General features: G+C 67.5%; 12 protein-coding genes. 10 read left to right on the plus strand and 2 right to left on the minus strand.

The window, feature by feature from the left end:
• Positions 1-46 precede the first annotated feature (46 nt).
• From QM470_RS21035 to QM470_RS21045, 3 genes are all read left to right on the plus strand, one after another.
• Positions 47-1,261: a Fe-S oxidoreductase gene (locus tag QM470_RS21035; RefSeq protein ID WP_283340617.1), complete on the plus strand. Its 1,215-nt coding sequence runs from the start codon at positions 47-49 to the stop codon at positions 1,259-1,261.
• 277 nt (positions 1,262-1,538) lie between these two features.
• Positions 1,539-3,836, plus strand: a complete 2,298-nt coding sequence (locus tag QM470_RS21040; protein WP_283340618.1) for a nitric-oxide reductase large subunit — start codon at positions 1,539-1,541, stop codon at positions 3,834-3,836.
• Positions 3,836-4,264 carry a hemerythrin domain-containing protein gene (locus QM470_RS21045; RefSeq protein WP_283340619.1) on the plus strand — a complete coding sequence of 143 codons (429 nt, stop codon included), beginning with the start codon at positions 3,836-3,838 and terminating at the stop codon, positions 4,262-4,264. Before QM470_RS21040 ends, QM470_RS21045 begins: the two co-directional genes overlap by 1 nt.
• Before the next feature lie 67 nt (positions 4,265-4,331).
• On the opposite strand, the gene QM470_RS21050 is transcribed toward QM470_RS21045, so the two are convergent.
• Entirely contained in the window at positions 4,332-5,261 is a 930-nt protein-coding gene (locus QM470_RS21050) for a LysR substrate-binding domain-containing protein (protein WP_283340620.1), read from the minus strand.
• A gap of 147 nt (positions 5,262-5,408) precedes the next feature.
• Between QM470_RS21050 and QM470_RS21055 the strand changes: the two genes are divergently transcribed.
• From QM470_RS21055 to QM470_RS21085, 7 genes are all read left to right on the plus strand, one after another.
• Entirely contained in the window at positions 5,409-6,299 is an 891-nt protein-coding gene (locus QM470_RS21055) for an HTD2 family dehydratase (protein ID WP_283340621.1), read from the plus strand.
• A 93-nt stretch (positions 6,300-6,392) separates the two neighbouring features.
• Positions 6,393-7,559, plus strand: a complete 1,167-nt coding sequence (locus QM470_RS21060; RefSeq protein WP_283340622.1) for an acyl-CoA dehydrogenase family protein — start codon at positions 6,393-6,395, stop codon at positions 7,557-7,559.
• Between the two features lie 19 nt (positions 7,560-7,578).
• Positions 7,579-8,775 (plus strand): CaiB/BaiF CoA transferase family protein, encoded by a 1,197-nt coding sequence (locus QM470_RS21065; protein ID WP_283340623.1) that lies wholly within the window; start codon positions 7,579-7,581, stop codon positions 8,773-8,775.
• A 72-nt stretch (positions 8,776-8,847) separates the two neighbouring features.
• On the plus strand, positions 8,848-10,212 hold the full coding sequence (locus QM470_RS21070) for an MmgE/PrpD family protein (RefSeq protein WP_283340624.1): 1,365 nt from the start codon (positions 8,848-8,850) through the stop codon (positions 10,210-10,212).
• Positions 10,213-10,318: 106 nt separating this feature from the next.
• A complete protein-coding gene (locus QM470_RS21075) occupies positions 10,319-11,320 on the plus strand; it encodes a tripartite tricarboxylate transporter substrate binding protein BugD (RefSeq protein WP_280012667.1) in 1,002 nt (333 codons plus the stop codon).
• 66 nt (positions 11,321-11,386) lie between these two features.
• Positions 11,387-11,764, plus strand: a complete 378-nt coding sequence (locus QM470_RS21080; protein ID WP_283340649.1) for a VOC family protein — start codon at positions 11,387-11,389, stop codon at positions 11,762-11,764.
• Between the two features lie 29 nt (positions 11,765-11,793).
• Positions 11,794-12,660 (plus strand): HpcH/HpaI aldolase/citrate lyase family protein, encoded by an 867-nt coding sequence (locus tag QM470_RS21085; RefSeq protein WP_283340625.1) that lies wholly within the window; start codon positions 11,794-11,796, stop codon positions 12,658-12,660.
• Between the two features lie 70 nt (positions 12,661-12,730).
• Here the strand turns inward: QM470_RS21085 and QM470_RS21090 are convergent, their stop codons facing one another.
• Complete coding sequence (locus QM470_RS21090; protein ID WP_283340626.1) at positions 12,731-14,038, minus strand: Glu/Leu/Phe/Val family dehydrogenase; 1,308 nt, start codon at positions 14,036-14,038, stop codon at positions 12,731-12,733.
• Positions 14,039-14,171 lie beyond the last annotated feature (133 nt).

Consider the following 14,171-nt stretch of genomic DNA (forward strand, 5'->3'; position numbering starts at 1 on the left):
GCATGCCCATAGGGCCCGGCGGGCGCAACTGTTCTACAGTCGGGCCGTGACCACCTCCCTGCCTTCCTCGCTCACCCCGACCGCAGCCCCTGCCGCTGCGACGCCCACGGCCGCCACCAGTGCGGCCAGTGCCGTGTTGCCGGTCTCGGGCGTGGCCTCTGCCGCCCAGGTGGCACCCATCCTGGCGGCGGCGCAGGCGGCGCTGGCCAAGACCGTCAATCTGTCACCCCAGGCGCAGCAGGCGATCAAGGCCGAGGCCTTTGCCCAGCTGGTGTCCCAGCTGGTGCAGCAGATCCAGGGGGGCACGGTGCAGCTGCCCGCCAACTGGCCGGCGGGTGGGGTCACTCCCCAGTGGCAGGCCTTGCTGGCCGCCCTGGTGCAGCAGGCTTCGGCCGGCCAGCCGCTGCCGCAGCAACTGCTCAGCGTGCAGTCCTGGCCTGCGGCGCTGGCCCAGGCGGTGCTGCAAAGCGGGGCGGGCAGTACGGCTGGGGCTCCGGTCCTACCTTCAACCACCCCGGCGTCCGCTGCTCCTGCGGCGCAGGCGGCCACAGGCAGTGGCACGGGTGCCGCACCGGCTGCAACGGCAGGCGCAGCGGGGCCGACCACCGGTGCCGCTACGCCGGCGGCCACCGTACGGCCCGCCGTGCCGACGCTGCAGAACTGGCTGGTGCAGCAGGGCGTGCTGCAGGGGCCGGACGGCGAGCGAGCTTTCACCTTGACGCTGCGGGTTCCCGTGGCCTGGGCCCAGGCGCAAAGCGTGCTGGGCCAGGCGCTGGGGGCGCAGCTGGCAGGGGGCGGTCCTGTGCTGTCCGGCAGTGCCCTGGGGGCCTTGCTGCTGCCCTACGGCAGCAGTGTGCAGCAGCTGGCCAATGCCACGTTTGGCCTGGTGCTGGCGCCGCAAGGCTTGCCAGCGGCGCAGACCCAGGCCATGCGCACCAGTGCCGTGCTGCAGCTGGAGTTTCAGCCCATGCCGATGGCGGCCAGCCAGGTTGCACAGCAGGCGGTCACGGCCGGCCTGTTGCCCCCCGGCATGCTGCCGCAGGAGGCCTACCAGGCCCTTCTGGCGCGGGGCGGTGATCCCTGGCTGCACATGGCCCAGCAGCAGGCCAGCGGCCAACTGCCGCGCGAGCGCCAGCAGCATGGCAGCGACGGCCAGTGCAACCGCGCCGGCTGCCAGTACCAGGGCCGCGCCGAATGCGCCCAGCCATTCTGTGCCGAGATGAACAGCCTGTGGGCCGCCTCGCGCTCCAGCCGCCTCTGACCGCTCCGGTGTCCCTGCCGAAGTCCGTGTGCGTGGCCGTGGCCGTGGCCGGATGTCGTGGTGAGGTAGGGTGTTTATGACCCTGTGCCGGGTGATTTACACCTATTGAGGTGGGGTGAAAAACACCTAGTGGTGTCGCAAGTGTTTGATTTGATTGCCTGATAAGGCTGGCCCCGGCTTTGCTCACAGCCTGCCATCCATCGTTACAGGCAAGGCACTATGAACACTTCGTTGAACCACCACCCCGCAGCCGCCGTGGCGGCCCCGGAGGTGCACCATGGGTAGCTACCGCAAACACTGGCTGGCCTTGATCGCGGTGCTGATCGTCACCTTCAGCCTGCTGGGCTATTACGGTCGCGAGGTCTACCGCCAGGCGCCGCCGATTCCGGACCGCATTGCCACGGCCAGCGGGGAGGTGCTCTATACGCAGGAAAGCATCCTCGACGGCCAGACGGCCTGGCAGTCCGTCGGCGGCATGCAGCTGGGTTCCATCTGGGGCCACGGCGCCTACCAGGCGCCGGACTGGACGGCCGACTGGCTGCACCGCGAGCTGACGGCCTGGCTGGACGTGGCGGCCGAGCGTGAGCAGGGCAAGCCCTTTGCCCAGCTGGATGCCGGCACCCAGGCTGTGCTGCGCGATCGCCTCAAGACCGAATACCGCCGCAACACCTTTGATGCCGCCACGGGCACGGCCACGGTGTCGGACCTGCGGGCCGAAGCTATTGCGCGCACGGCGCGCTACTACGACCAGCTGTTCAGCGATGCCCCGGCGCTGCAAAAAAGCCGCGAGCATTTCGCCATGAAGGAAAACACCCTGCCCAGCGCCGAACGCCGCGCGCAGATGGCGGGCTTCTTCTTCTGGACGGCCTGGGCCGCCGCCACCGAACGCCCGGCTGACGTGGGCGGCAGCGGGGCCACCTACACCAACAACTGGCCGCACGAGCCGCTGATCGGCAACCAGCCCACGGGGGAGAACCTGGTCTGGTCGGTGATGAGCGTGGTGGTGATGATGGCCGGCGTGGGCTTTCTGGTCTGGGGCTGGTCCTTCCTGCGCAAGCAGGAAGAAGACGATCCCACTCCGCCGGTGCACGACCCGCTCAGCCGCGTGCCCCTGACCCCGTCGCAGCGCGCCCTGGGCAAGTACCTGTTCCTGGTGGTGGCGCTGTTCACCACCCAGGTGTTCCTGGGCGGCTTCACCGCCCACTACACGGTGGAAGGCCAGCAGTTCTACGGCGTGGATGTGTCGCAGTGGTTCCCGTACGCGCTGGTGCGCACCTGGCACATCCAGAGCGCGCTGTTCTGGATTGCCACCGGCTTTCTGGCGGCCGGCTTGTTCCTGGCACCGCTGATCAACGGCGGCAAGGACCCCAAGTACCAGAAGCTGGGCGTGGACATTCTGTTCTGGGCCCTGGTCGTGGTGTGCGTGGGTTCCTTCATCGGTAACTACTTCGCCATTGCCCAGGTGCTGCCGCCAGAATGGAACTTCTGGCTGGGCCACCAGGGCTATGAATACGTGGACCTGGGCCGTCTGTGGCAGATCGGCAAGTTCGCCGGCATCGTCTTCTGGCTGGTGCTGATGGCGCGGGGCATCTTCCCTGCGCTGCTGGCCCCCAGCGGGCAGGACAAGAACCTGCTGGCGCTGCTGACCTGCTCGGTGGTCTGCATCGGGTTGTTCTATGGCTCCGGCCTGTTCTACGGCGAGCGCACCCACCTGTCGGTGATGGAGTACTGGCGCTGGTGGGTGGTGCACCTGTGGGTGGAAGGCTTCTTCGAAGTCTTTGCGACCACGGCACTGGCCTTCATCTTCTCGACCCTGGGCCTGGTGTCCTACCGCATGGCCACGGCAGCCAGCCTCGCTTCGGCCTCGCTGTTCATGCTGGGCGGTGTGCCCGGCACCTTCCACCACCTGTACTTCGCGGGCACCACCACCCCGGTGATGGCCGTGGGCGCATCGTTCAGCGCACTGGAAGTGGTGCCGCTGGTGGTGCTGGGCCATGAGGCCTGGGAACACTGGCGCCTGCAGCACCGCACGCCCTGGATGGCACACCTCAAGTGGCCGCTGATGTGCTTTGTGGCCGTGGCCTTCTGGAACATGCTGGGTGCGGGGGTCTTCGGCTTCATGATCAACCCGCCCATCTCGCTGTACTACCTGCAGGGCCTGAACACCACACCGGTGCATGCCCATGCCGCGCTGTTCGGTGTCTATGGCTTCCTGGCCCTGGGCTTCACGCTGATGGTGCTGCGCTATGTGCGCCCGCAGCTGGTGTTCAGCGACAGCCTGATGCGCACCGGCTTCTGGTGGCTCAACGCCGGTCTGGCGCTGATGATGTTCACCAGCCTGCTGCCCATAGGACTGTTCCAGTTTCACGCCAGCGTCAGCGAAGGCCTGTGGTACGCCCGCGGCGAAGCCTTCCTGCAGCAGCCCTTCCTGCAGACCCTGCGCTGGGTGCGCACCTTCGGGGATGTGGTCTTCATCGTCGGCGCCCTGTGCGTGAGCTGGCAGGTGGTGCGCGGACTGTTCGGAACCCCGGCCCCTGCGGCCCCGGCCGAGGCCGTGCTGGCGAAAGGCATGTGATGCAGATCGACAAGTTCAAGCACCAGCATGGCGACATCAAGCGCCGCATCGCCGAGTTACGGGACCTGGCCCGCGCCGGCGCGGGCACCCATGCCGAGGAAATTGCCCAGGGCATCGTGGCCATGAGCGCGCTGATCAAGCTGCACCTGGCGGTGGAGGACCAGGTGTTGTATCCGGCGCTGCAGACCGACCGCCAGAGCGATCTGGCCCGGCTGGCGCGCCACTACCAGCGCGACATGGTGCCGATCGCCGCCGCCTATGACGCGTTTGCGCGGCGCTGGAACACCAGCCAGCGCGTGCGCGAGGACGCACAAGGCTTCCGCGACGATGCCAACCTGGTGCTGCGCAAGCTGCACGAGCGCATGCTGCGCGAAGACCGGGAGTTCTATCCGCAGATCGAGGCGCAGGAGCTGGCAGACGCGCACTGAAACGGGTTGTGTGAGTGATCCATCGTTGCGGCCCTGCGGGGCCGCTTTTTTGTGGGCTGGCGGTGGCTTATCCGGCGGGTGCACCGGCCCCTTGCGGCGCGGCCTGGGGCAGGTGGTAGGCCTGGATGGCATCCATCAAGGCCTGCACATGGGGGGAGGGCATCTGCCCTTCGCGCAGCAGCATGTAGCGCGGGCGCACGGCCCAGGCATCCTGCAGCTGCACGCGGTGCAGCGGGCTCTGGCTGCGGTGGCGCAGCGCGGCGCTTTCCGGCACCACGGCCACCCCCACGCCGGCGGCCACCATGCGGCACATGGCGTCGAAGTTGGACAGCTGGATGCGCAGCCGCAGCGTGTGGCCCAGCTGCTGGCCGATCTGGTCCAGAAAGGTCTGCAGCGTGCTGTGGCGGTGCATGCCGACAAAGTGCTCGTGCAGCACCTGGGCAAACGCGATCTGCTGGTGGCTGCGCCAGGCCGGTGTGTCGGGGGTGACCAGCACCAGGCGGTCGGTGCTGAAGTGCAGGCTGGTCAGGCCGTGCGTATCCACCTCGCCGGCGATGATGCCCAGGTCGGCCCGGCCTTCGCGGATGTCGTGCGCAATGTGGGCATTGGGGCGTTCCTGCAGGTCCACGCTGATGTGCGGGTGCTGCATCAGGTAGGCGGCGAGGATGTCGGGCATGAACTCCGTCACCGCCGTGGTGTTGGCGAAGACTCGCACATGGCCGCGCAGGCCGGCGCCGTATTCCTGCAGATCGGCCTGCAGCTGGCGGGTCTGCTCCAGCATGGCGCGGGCATGGTGCAGAAAGGCCTCGCCCGGCGGCGACAGGCGCACCCCCCGAGCCTCTCGAATCAGCAAAGGCATGCCGGCCTGTTCCTCCAGCGCCTTGATGCGCGCGCTGGTCGCCGCCAGCGACAGATGAGACTGCTCCGAAGCGCGCGTCAGGCTTCCTGCCTGTGCTATCAAAAGAAATAGACGCAGGTCCTTGAGTTCCAGTTGCATGGCGGCAGAGGGTTTCTACTTAAAACGGAGAGCCTTCCAAAAAGCAGAAGGATGGCTTGCAAACTGTGTGATTGTAGACAGGGCACCGCGGCGCCAAGATGCGCCATCGGCCCGGCTTGTGTGTCTGGGCTTTGGACCGCACGCACCATGAGCGATTTCTCCCCCCTGATCGACGCCGCCGCCCTGGCCCATCTGCAAACCTGGCAAGGCAAGTCCGAGACCACGCCCGACAGCATCACCACGGCGCCGCTGCGTGCGCTGTCGGCCACGCTGGACCGTGACGATGCCCCGCCCGCACCCGGCAGCGTGGTGCCGCCGCTGTGGCACTGGCTGTATTTCCTGCCGCATGCGCGCCAGAGCGAGATCGGCCCGGACGGCCACTCCCGGCGCGGCGGTTTTCTACCGCCGGTGCCGCTGCCGCGCCGCATGTGGGCGGGCGGCCGCCTGCGCTGGGACAGCGGCAACGCGCTCCAGGTCGGGCAGGAGGTGGAGCGCACCTCCACCATCCAGTCGGTCAAGCACAAGGCCGGTCGCTCGGGCGAGCTGCTGTTCGTGCAGGTCGAGCACCAGTTCCGCAACGCCCGGGGCGTGGCGCTGACGGAGGAGCACGACATCGTCTACCGCCCGCTGGCCCAGCCGGGCGAGGCCGCACCGGCCCCGCAGACCCCGCCGCTGGCCGGCCAGGCCGCATGGTCGCGCACCATCGTGCCGGACGACGTGCTGCTGTTCCGCTACTCGGCGCTGACCTTCAATGGCCACCGCATCCACTACGACCGCCAGTACGTCACCCAGGTGGAAGGCTATCCCGGCCTGATCGTGCACGGCCCGCTGATCGCCACCTTGCTGGTGGACCTGGTGCGCCGCAGCGTGCCCGGCGCGCAGCTGGCCAGCTTTGCCTTCAAGGCCGTGCGCCCCACGTTCGACCTGCATGCCTTCAGCGTGCACGGCACACCTTCGGCCGACGGCAAGACCATCGAGCTGTGGGCCCAGGACCACGAGGGCTGGCTGACCATGCAGGCCACCGCCACGCTGGCCTGAGCGGCCTGCACATGCCCCAGACCCCCCACACCCCGGCCGCCTGCACCGCCGCAGGCCAGCCCAGCAGCCGTTCCGGCTGGAAGAGACCACGCCATGATTGAACAGACCCAGAGCAACAACTACCCCGAAATCCGCGACGCCATCCGCGACCTGTGCAAAGGCTTTCCGGACGAGTACTTCCGCAAGGTGGACGAGGAGCGCGCCTACCCCGAAGCCTTTGTCAATGCGCTGACCGAAGCCGGCTGGCTGGCCGCGCTGATCCCGCAGGAATATGGCGGCTCCGGCCTGGGCCTGACCGAAGCCTCGGTCATCATGGAAGAAATCAACCGCTGCGGCGGCAACTCTGGTGCCTGCCACGGCCAGATGTACAACATGGGCACGCTGCTGCGCCATGGCTCCGAAGCGCAGAAGCAGAAGTACCTGCCCAAGATCGCCAGCGGTGCCTGGCGCCTGCAGTCCATGGGCGTGACCGAGCCCACCACTGGCACCGACACCACCAAGATCAAGACCAGCGCCGTCAAGCAGGGCGACAAATACGTCATCAACGGCCAGAAGGTGTGGATCAGCCGCATCCAGCACAGCGACTTCATGATTCTGCTGGCCCGCACCACGCCGCTGGCCGAGGTGAAGAAGAAGTCCGAAGGCATGTCCATCTTCATGGTCGACCTGCGCGAGGCCGAGAAGAAGGGCATGACCGTGCGCCCCATTCCCAACATGGTCAACCACGAGACCAACGAGCTGTTCTTCGAGAGCCTGGAGCTGCCCGAAGACAGCCTCATCGGCGAAGAAGGCAAGGGCTTCAAGTACATCCTGGACGGCCTGAACGCCGAGCGCACGCTGATCGCCGCCGAGTGCATCGGCGACGGCTACTGGTTCATGGACCGCGTGACCCAGTATGTGAAGGACCGCACCGTGTTCGGCCGCCCCATCGGCCAGAACCAGGGCGTGCAGTTCCCGATTGCCGAGACCTTCATCGAGCTGGAAGCCGCCAACCTGATGCGCTGGAAAGCCTGCGAATTGTTCGACCGGCATGAAGCCATGGGCGCCCAGGCCAACATGGCCAAGTACCTGGCGGCCAAGGCCAGCTGGGAAGCGGCCAACGCCTGCCTGCAGTTCCACGGCGGCTTTGGCTTTGCCTGCGAATACGACGTGGAACGCAAATTCCGCGAGACGCGGCTCTACCAGGTGGCGCCCATCTCCACCAACCTGATCTATTCCTACGTGGCCGAGCACCTGTTGGGCTTGCCCCGTTCCTTCTGAGCACCGGGGGACATTCGACATGGCACTCTCTGAACGCCCCCGTCCGCTGGACGGCATCACCGTCGTCTCGCTGGAACATGCGGTGGCAGCACCGTTTTGCACGCGCCAGCTGGCCGATCTGGGCGCGCGCGTCATCAAGGTGGAACGCCCCGGCAGCGGCGACTTTGCGCGCGGCTACGACCAGCGCGTGAACGGCCAGTCTTCGCACTTCACCTGGATCAACCGCAGCAAGCAAAGCCTGGCGCTGGACGTGAAGCAGCCCCAGGCCAAGCAGGCCCTGCTGGCCTTGCTGGCCAGCGCCGATGTGCTGGTGCAGAACCTGGCGCCCGGCGCGGCAGCGCGCATGGGCCTGTCGTACGAGGCGCTGAAGGCGCACAACCCCCGACTGATCGTCTGCGACATCAGCGGCTACGGCAGCGACGGCCCCTACCGCGACAAAAAGGCCTACGACCTGCTGATCCAGAGCGAGGCCGGCTTCCTGTCTGTCACCGGCACACCGGAAACGCCCAGCAAGTCCGGCATTTCGGTGGCCGACATTGCGGCGGGCATGTACGCCTACACCAACATCCTGTCGGCCCTGCTGCTGCGCGGCAAGACGGGCGAGGGCAGCCACATCGATGTGTCCATGCTCGAAGCCATGGGCGAATGGATGGGCTACCCGCTGTACTACGCCTACGACGGCGCCACCCCGCCGCCACGCACCGGCGCATCGCACGCCAGCATCTACCCCTACGGCCCGTTCCAGGCCGGGGACGGCGGCACCGTGATGCTGGGCCTGCAGAACGAGCGTGAATGGAAAGTCTTTTGCGACGCCGTGCTGCTGCGCCCCGAAGTGGCCACTGATGCACGCTTCAACAGCAATGCCAACCGCAACACCCACCGCGCGGCGCTGCAGGAGCTGATCCTGCAGGAGTTTCAGGCGCTCACTGCGGCCCAGCTGGTGAAGCGGCTGGAAACGGCGGGGATTGCCAACGCCCGCGTCAACGACATGGCCGGCCTGTGGGCCCACCCGCAGCTGGCAGCACGCCAACGCTGGCGCACCGTGGACACGCCGGCGGGCGAGGTACCGGCGCTGCTGCCGCCGGGCGTGAACAGCGCCTTCGACTACCGCATGGACCCGATTCCCGCCGTGGGGCAGCACAACGCCGCCATCCTGGCCGAGCTGGGCTGGAGCGCGGAGCAGGTGGCCGCACTGCAGCAGGCACAGACGGCCTGAGCACGACCCCACCACGCACATCGCACGGGCATGCCGGGGCATGCCAAGCGCCCCAAAGTACAGGAGACCGCCATGAAAGTAGAAAACCAAGTCGCCATCCACCCGCTGGCCCAGTTCGCCGCCACCCTGCAATGGAGCCAGGTGCCGGCTGCCGTGCAGCGCAAGGCGGAAGACCTGTGGGTGGACTGGTTCGGCTCTGTGCTGGCGGGGCAGAACGCCCGCCCGGTGCACAGCATTGCGCGCTTCGCGCTGTCGCAAGGCCCTGAGCAAGGGCCGTGCGAAGTGCTCGGCCAGAGCGCTACGACCTCGCCCATGATGGCGGCGCTGGCCAACGCCGCGGCCGCGCATGTGGCCGAACAGGACGATGTGCACAACGGCTCGGTGTTCCACCCGGCGGCCGTGGTGTTCCCGCCGGCCCTGGCCGTGGCGCAGAGCCTGGGCGCCAGCGGCGCACAGCTGATGGCCGCCTGCGTGGCCGGCTATGAAGTGGGCATCCGCGTGGGCGAATTCCTGGGCCGCAGCCACTACAAGATCTTCCACACCACGGGCACCGCCGGCACGCTGGCGGCCGCGGCCGCGGTGGGCAATCTGCTGGGGCTGACGCCGGCACAGATGCAGCATGCGCTGGGTTCGGCCGGCACCCAGGCGGCCGGCCTGTGGGAGTTTCTGCGCACCGCGGCCGACAGCAAGCAGCTGCACACCGCGCACGCGGCAGCGGCCGGGCTGATGGCGGCCTATCTGGCGCAGGACGGCTTCACCGGCGCGCAGGACATCTTCACCGGCCCGCAAGGGCTGGCCGCCGGCATGAGCACCGATGCCGACCCCGCCCGCCTCACCGACGGCCTGGGCACGCGCTGGGCCACGGCGGAGACCAGCTTCAAATGGCATGCCTCCTGCCGCCACACGCACCCGGCGGCCGACGCCCTGCTGCAGGTCATGCAACGTGACGGCGTGCAGATCGGCGACATCGCCCAGGTCATCTGCCATGTGCACCAGGGGGCCATCGATGTGCTGGGGCCGGTCACCTCGCCCGCCACGGTGCACCAGAGCAAGTTCTCCATGGGCACCGTGCTGGCCCTTGCCGCGCGCTTTGGTCATGCGGGTTTGACCGAATTCGACGAACAGTATCTGGCCGCTGACACTGTGGCCCTGCGCAACAAAGTCACGATGGCACTCGACCCCGAAGTCGACGCCGCCTATCCGCAACGCTGGATCGGCAAAGTGACGGTGCAGACCACCGATGGACGCACGCTGCACGGCCGTGTGGATGAGCCCAAGGGCGACCCGGGCAACACGCTGAGCCGCCAGGAAATCACCGACAAGGCCTTGCGCCTGGCCGCCTACGGCAGCCAGGTACCTGCTGCGCAGGTGCAGCAGGCGGTACAGCAGCTGTGGCAGGTCGCGCAGTGGCCCCGTGTGGCGCGGCTGCTGGCCTGATCGGTACCCAATCTGGCATGTCTGCGGCGGGGGCTGCGGGCATGCTTTCCCCCGAGGGCAATGGCACCACAGAAATGCCTGCCCTGTGACCCTAAGGAGACACTCCATGACCCGTTCTTCCACTTCCCGCCGTTGGGCCCTGCGTGCCTGCGCTGCAGGCGCTGTGCTGGCCCTGGGTGCCGGCAGCGCCATGGCCAACAACTGGCCCGACAAGCCCATCACGCTGGTGGTCCCCTACACCGCCGGCGGCCCTACCGACGTGGTGGCACGCCTGATCGCCGTGCCCATGGGCCAGAGCCTGGGCCAGACCGTGCTGGTGGAGAACACCGTGGGCGCGGGCGGCACCATTGCCCCGGCCCGCGTGGCCAAGTCCAAGAACGACGGCTACACCATCCTGATCCACCACATGGGCATGGCCACTGCGCCGGCGCTGTACAAAAAGCTGCCCTATGACCCGCTGAAGGATTTCGAATACATCGGCCAGGTGCTGGATGTGCCCATGACGCTGCTGTCGCGCAAGGACTTCCCGGCCAGCAACTTCAAGGAACTGCAGGACTACGTCAAGAAGAACCAGGACAAGGTCTCGCTGGCCAATGCCGGCATCGGCGCCGTGTCGCAGCTGTGCGGCATGCTGTTCATGCACCAGATGGGCGTGAAGCTGACCACCGTGCCCTACAAGGGCGCCGGTCCGGCCATGAACGACCTGATGGGCGGCCAGGTGGACCTGCTGTGCGACCAGACCACGCAGACGGTGCCGGTGATCAAGGACGGCAAGCGTGCCAAGGTGTTCGGCGTGACCACGTCCGAGCGCCTGTCCTCGCTGCCCGAGATCCCGACCTTGAACGAACAGGGCTTGAAGGGCTTTGACGTGAAGGTCTGGCACGGCATGTATGCGCCCAAGGGCACGCCGAAGGACGTGGTCGACAAGATCAACAAGGCGCTGAACGTGGCGCTGAAGGACGACAACGTGAAAAAGCGCATTGGCGAACTCAGCTCCGACCTGGTCTCGCCCGAAAAAGCCACCCCCGAAGGCCTGCGCAAGCACCTGGAAGCTGAAGTCGCCCGCTGGGACAAGGTGATCAAGGCTGCTGGCGTCACCGCCGAATAATCCCCGCTGTGGCACGGCCGCCATCCTGACGGCCGTGCCCATGGAATAAAGCCCTGTATGACTGCATTGATCGACCGCCTGGACCACCTGGTCCTGACCACCGCACATGAGACCGCCTGCGTGCACTTTTACTGCACCGTGCTGGGCATGGAACTGCAGACGTTTGGCGAAGGCCGCAAGGCCTTTGTCTGGAACGGGCAGAAGATCAATCTGCACCTGAAGGGCAAGGAGTTCGAGCCCAAGGCCCAGCACCCCACTCCGGGGTCGCTGGACCTGTGCTTCATTGCGGCCGTGCCGCTGGAACAGGTCCAGCAGCAGTTGGCCGCACACGGCATCGCCGTGGAATGCGGCCCGGTGCAACGCACCGGCGCACGCGGTCCCATACGCTCGGTGTATGTACGCGACCCCGATCTGAACCTGATCGAAATTTCCGAATACCTCTGACCGCTTCCGGTCAGCTGGAGACCCCTGCCATGTCCGCACTGGTGCAGCACGCCTGCTCGTTTCTGTTCGTCCCTGCCAACCGCCCTGAGCGCCTGCCCAAGGCCCTGGCCAGCGGTGCCGACATGGTGATTGCCGACTGGGAGGATGCGGTGGCCCCGGCCGACAAGGACGGCGCCCGCGCCGCCCTGCTGGCCGCATGCGCCGACCTGTCTGCGGCGCAGCGTGCGCGCCTGCTGGTGCGCATCAATGCCGCAGGCACGGCCTGGCACGCACCCGATCTGCGTGCGCTGGCGCAGCTGGTCGGGCAGGGCGTGGCCGGTGCCGTGGTGCCCAAGGCCGAGTCGGCCGATACGCTGCAGGGCGTGGCCGCTGCGGCGGGCAGCGCCTGTGCGCTGGTGCCGCTGATCGAGTCGGTGGCCGGGCTGGATGCCGCGGATGCCCTGGCCCTTGCGCCGCAGGTGGCCCGGCTGGCCTTCGGCCACCTGGATTTCCAGGTGGATGCCGGCATGCAGTGCGCGCCGGACGAAGCCGAGCTGCTGCCGGTGCGCATGGCCCTGGTGCTGGCCTCGCGCCGGGGTGCACTGGCGCAGCCCATCGACGGGGTGACCGTGGACACGCGCGATGCAGCCACCACCACCGCCGACACCCGGCGCGCCCAGCGCATGGGCTTTGGCGCCAAGCTGTGCATCCACCCGGCGCAGGTGGCCGCCGTACATGCGGTGTTTGCACCCACGCCCGAAGCCGTAGCGCGTGCCCGGCAGGTGGTGCAGGCCATGGAGGCCGCGCAGGGCGGGGTGTGCGTGCTGGACGGCCGCATGGTCGATGCCCCGGTGCTCCATCTGGCGCGCCAGACCCTGCAGCGCCACGCCTGGGCATTGCAACGCAGCGCACCCTGACGCTCGCGGCCGGCGGCCATGCAAAAAGGGCCGCTGACGCGGCCCCTGCAGACTGGATGCGGTCCAGGCCTTATGGGTACAGACCGCGCATTTCGCGGGCGTGCAGAATGCGCTTGCAGGCCACGATGAAGGTGGCGGTGCGCAGCGACACCTTGTTCTCCTGCGCCACCTGCCAGATGCCGGCAAAGGCCTCCTGCATGATACGCACCAGGCGGGCGTTGATTTCGTCCTCGGTCCAGAAGAAGCTGGAGAAATCCTGCACCCATTCGAAGTAGGACACCGTCACGCCGCCGGCGTTGGCGATCACGTCGGGCAGCACCAGCACGCCCTTTTCGTTCAGGATGTCGTCGGCTTCCGGGGTGGTGGGGCCGTTGGCGCCTTCGATCACCATCTTCGCCTTGATCTTGCCGGCATTCTTGGCCGTGATCTGGCCTTCCAGCGCGGCGGGAATCAGGATGTCGCAGTCCACGCCCCAGAACTCCTCGTTCTTGAGCTTGTCGCCGCCCTTGAAGCCGCCAACACCGCCGGTATTGCCCACATGTTCCAGCAGCGCGGGCACGTCAAAGCCCTTGGCGTTGTAGATGCTGCCGGTATGGTCCTGCACCGCCACCACGATGGCGCCGGCATCGGCAAACAGCTTGCCGGCCGTGCCGCCCACATTGCCGAAGCCCTGCACCGCCACGCGGGCACCCTGGATGGCCAGGCCGGTGAGCTTGGCAGCTTCCACGCCCACGGTGAACACGCCGCGGCCCGTGGCTTCCACCCGGCCCAGCGAACCACCCAGGTCCACCGGCTTGCCGGTGACCACGCCGGTGGAGGTGGCGCCGGTGTTCATGGAGTAGGTGTCCATCATCCAGGCCATGATCTGGCCGTTGGTGTTCACGTCCGGCGCCGGGATGTCCTTGGAGGGGCCGATCATCATGCCGATTTCGCTGGTGTAGCGGCGCGTCAGGCGCTCCAGCTCACCGCGGGTCAGCGTCTTGGGATCGACACGGATGCCGCCCTTGGCGCCGCCATAGGGCACGTTCACGGCCGCGTTCTTCACCGACATCCAGGCGGACAGGGCCATCACTTCGGACAGCGTCACATCCTGGTGGAAGCGCACGCCGCCCTTGCCGGGACCGCGGCTCAGGTTGTGCTGCACGCGGTAGCCCTCGAAGTGGGCGATGGTGCCGTTGTCCAGTTCGATCGGCACATCCACGATCAGGATGCGCTTGGGGCGCTTGAGCGTTTCCACCCAGCGCGCCAGCGAACCCAGATAGGGCGTGACCCGGTCGACCTGCTGCAGGTAGTTGCCCCAGGGGCCGAGGTCATGGGCGTTGAGGTAGGAGGGCAGCGCATGTGCCGGTTTGGATGCGGAGGTACTGGAGGCTTGCATGGTAGGGCCTGGGTGGAGATGGAATGGATGCCGCCCGCTGCGCGAGTGGGCGGCATCCGCCTGCTTTTTTCCAGAGTAGGCACAGCGGCGGATGCTGTCCAAGGCCAGTTGGTTGCGGTCTCATGCATTTTGC

The organism is Comamonas sp. 17RB, assembly GCF_030056555.1.
Lineage (GTDB): Bacteria > Pseudomonadota > Gammaproteobacteria > Burkholderiales > Burkholderiaceae_C > Comamonas > Comamonas terrigena.

Excerpts from the sequence above, each read along its gene's own strand:
- QM470_RS21040 (WP_283340618.1), top strand. The coding sequence starts at position 1,539 with ATGGGTAGCTACCGCAAACACTGGCTGGCCTTGATCGCGGTGCTGATC.
- QM470_RS21050 (WP_283340620.1), bottom strand. The coding sequence starts at position 5,261 with ATGCAACTGGAACTCAAGGACCTGCGTCTATTTCTTTTGATAGCACAG.
- QM470_RS21070 (WP_283340624.1), top strand. The coding sequence starts at position 8,848 with ATGAAAGTAGAAAACCAAGTCGCCATCCACCCGCTGGCCCAGTTCGCC.
- QM470_RS21055 (WP_283340621.1), top strand. The coding sequence starts at position 5,409 with ATGAGCGATTTCTCCCCCCTGATCGACGCCGCCGCCCTGGCCCATCTG.
- QM470_RS21075 (WP_280012667.1), top strand. The coding sequence starts at position 10,319 with ATGACCCGTTCTTCCACTTCCCGCCGTTGGGCCCTGCGTGCCTGCGCT.
- QM470_RS21060 (WP_283340622.1), top strand. The coding sequence starts at position 6,393 with ATGATTGAACAGACCCAGAGCAACAACTACCCCGAAATCCGCGACGCC.
- QM470_RS21090 (WP_283340626.1), bottom strand. The coding sequence starts at position 14,038 with ATGCAAGCCTCCAGTACCTCCGCATCCAAACCGGCACATGCGCTGCCC.
- QM470_RS21045 (WP_283340619.1), top strand. The coding sequence starts at position 3,836 with ATGCAGATCGACAAGTTCAAGCACCAGCATGGCGACATCAAGCGCCGC.
- QM470_RS21085 (WP_283340625.1), top strand. The coding sequence starts at position 11,794 with ATGTCCGCACTGGTGCAGCACGCCTGCTCGTTTCTGTTCGTCCCTGCC.
- QM470_RS21065 (WP_283340623.1), top strand. The coding sequence starts at position 7,579 with ATGGCACTCTCTGAACGCCCCCGTCCGCTGGACGGCATCACCGTCGTC.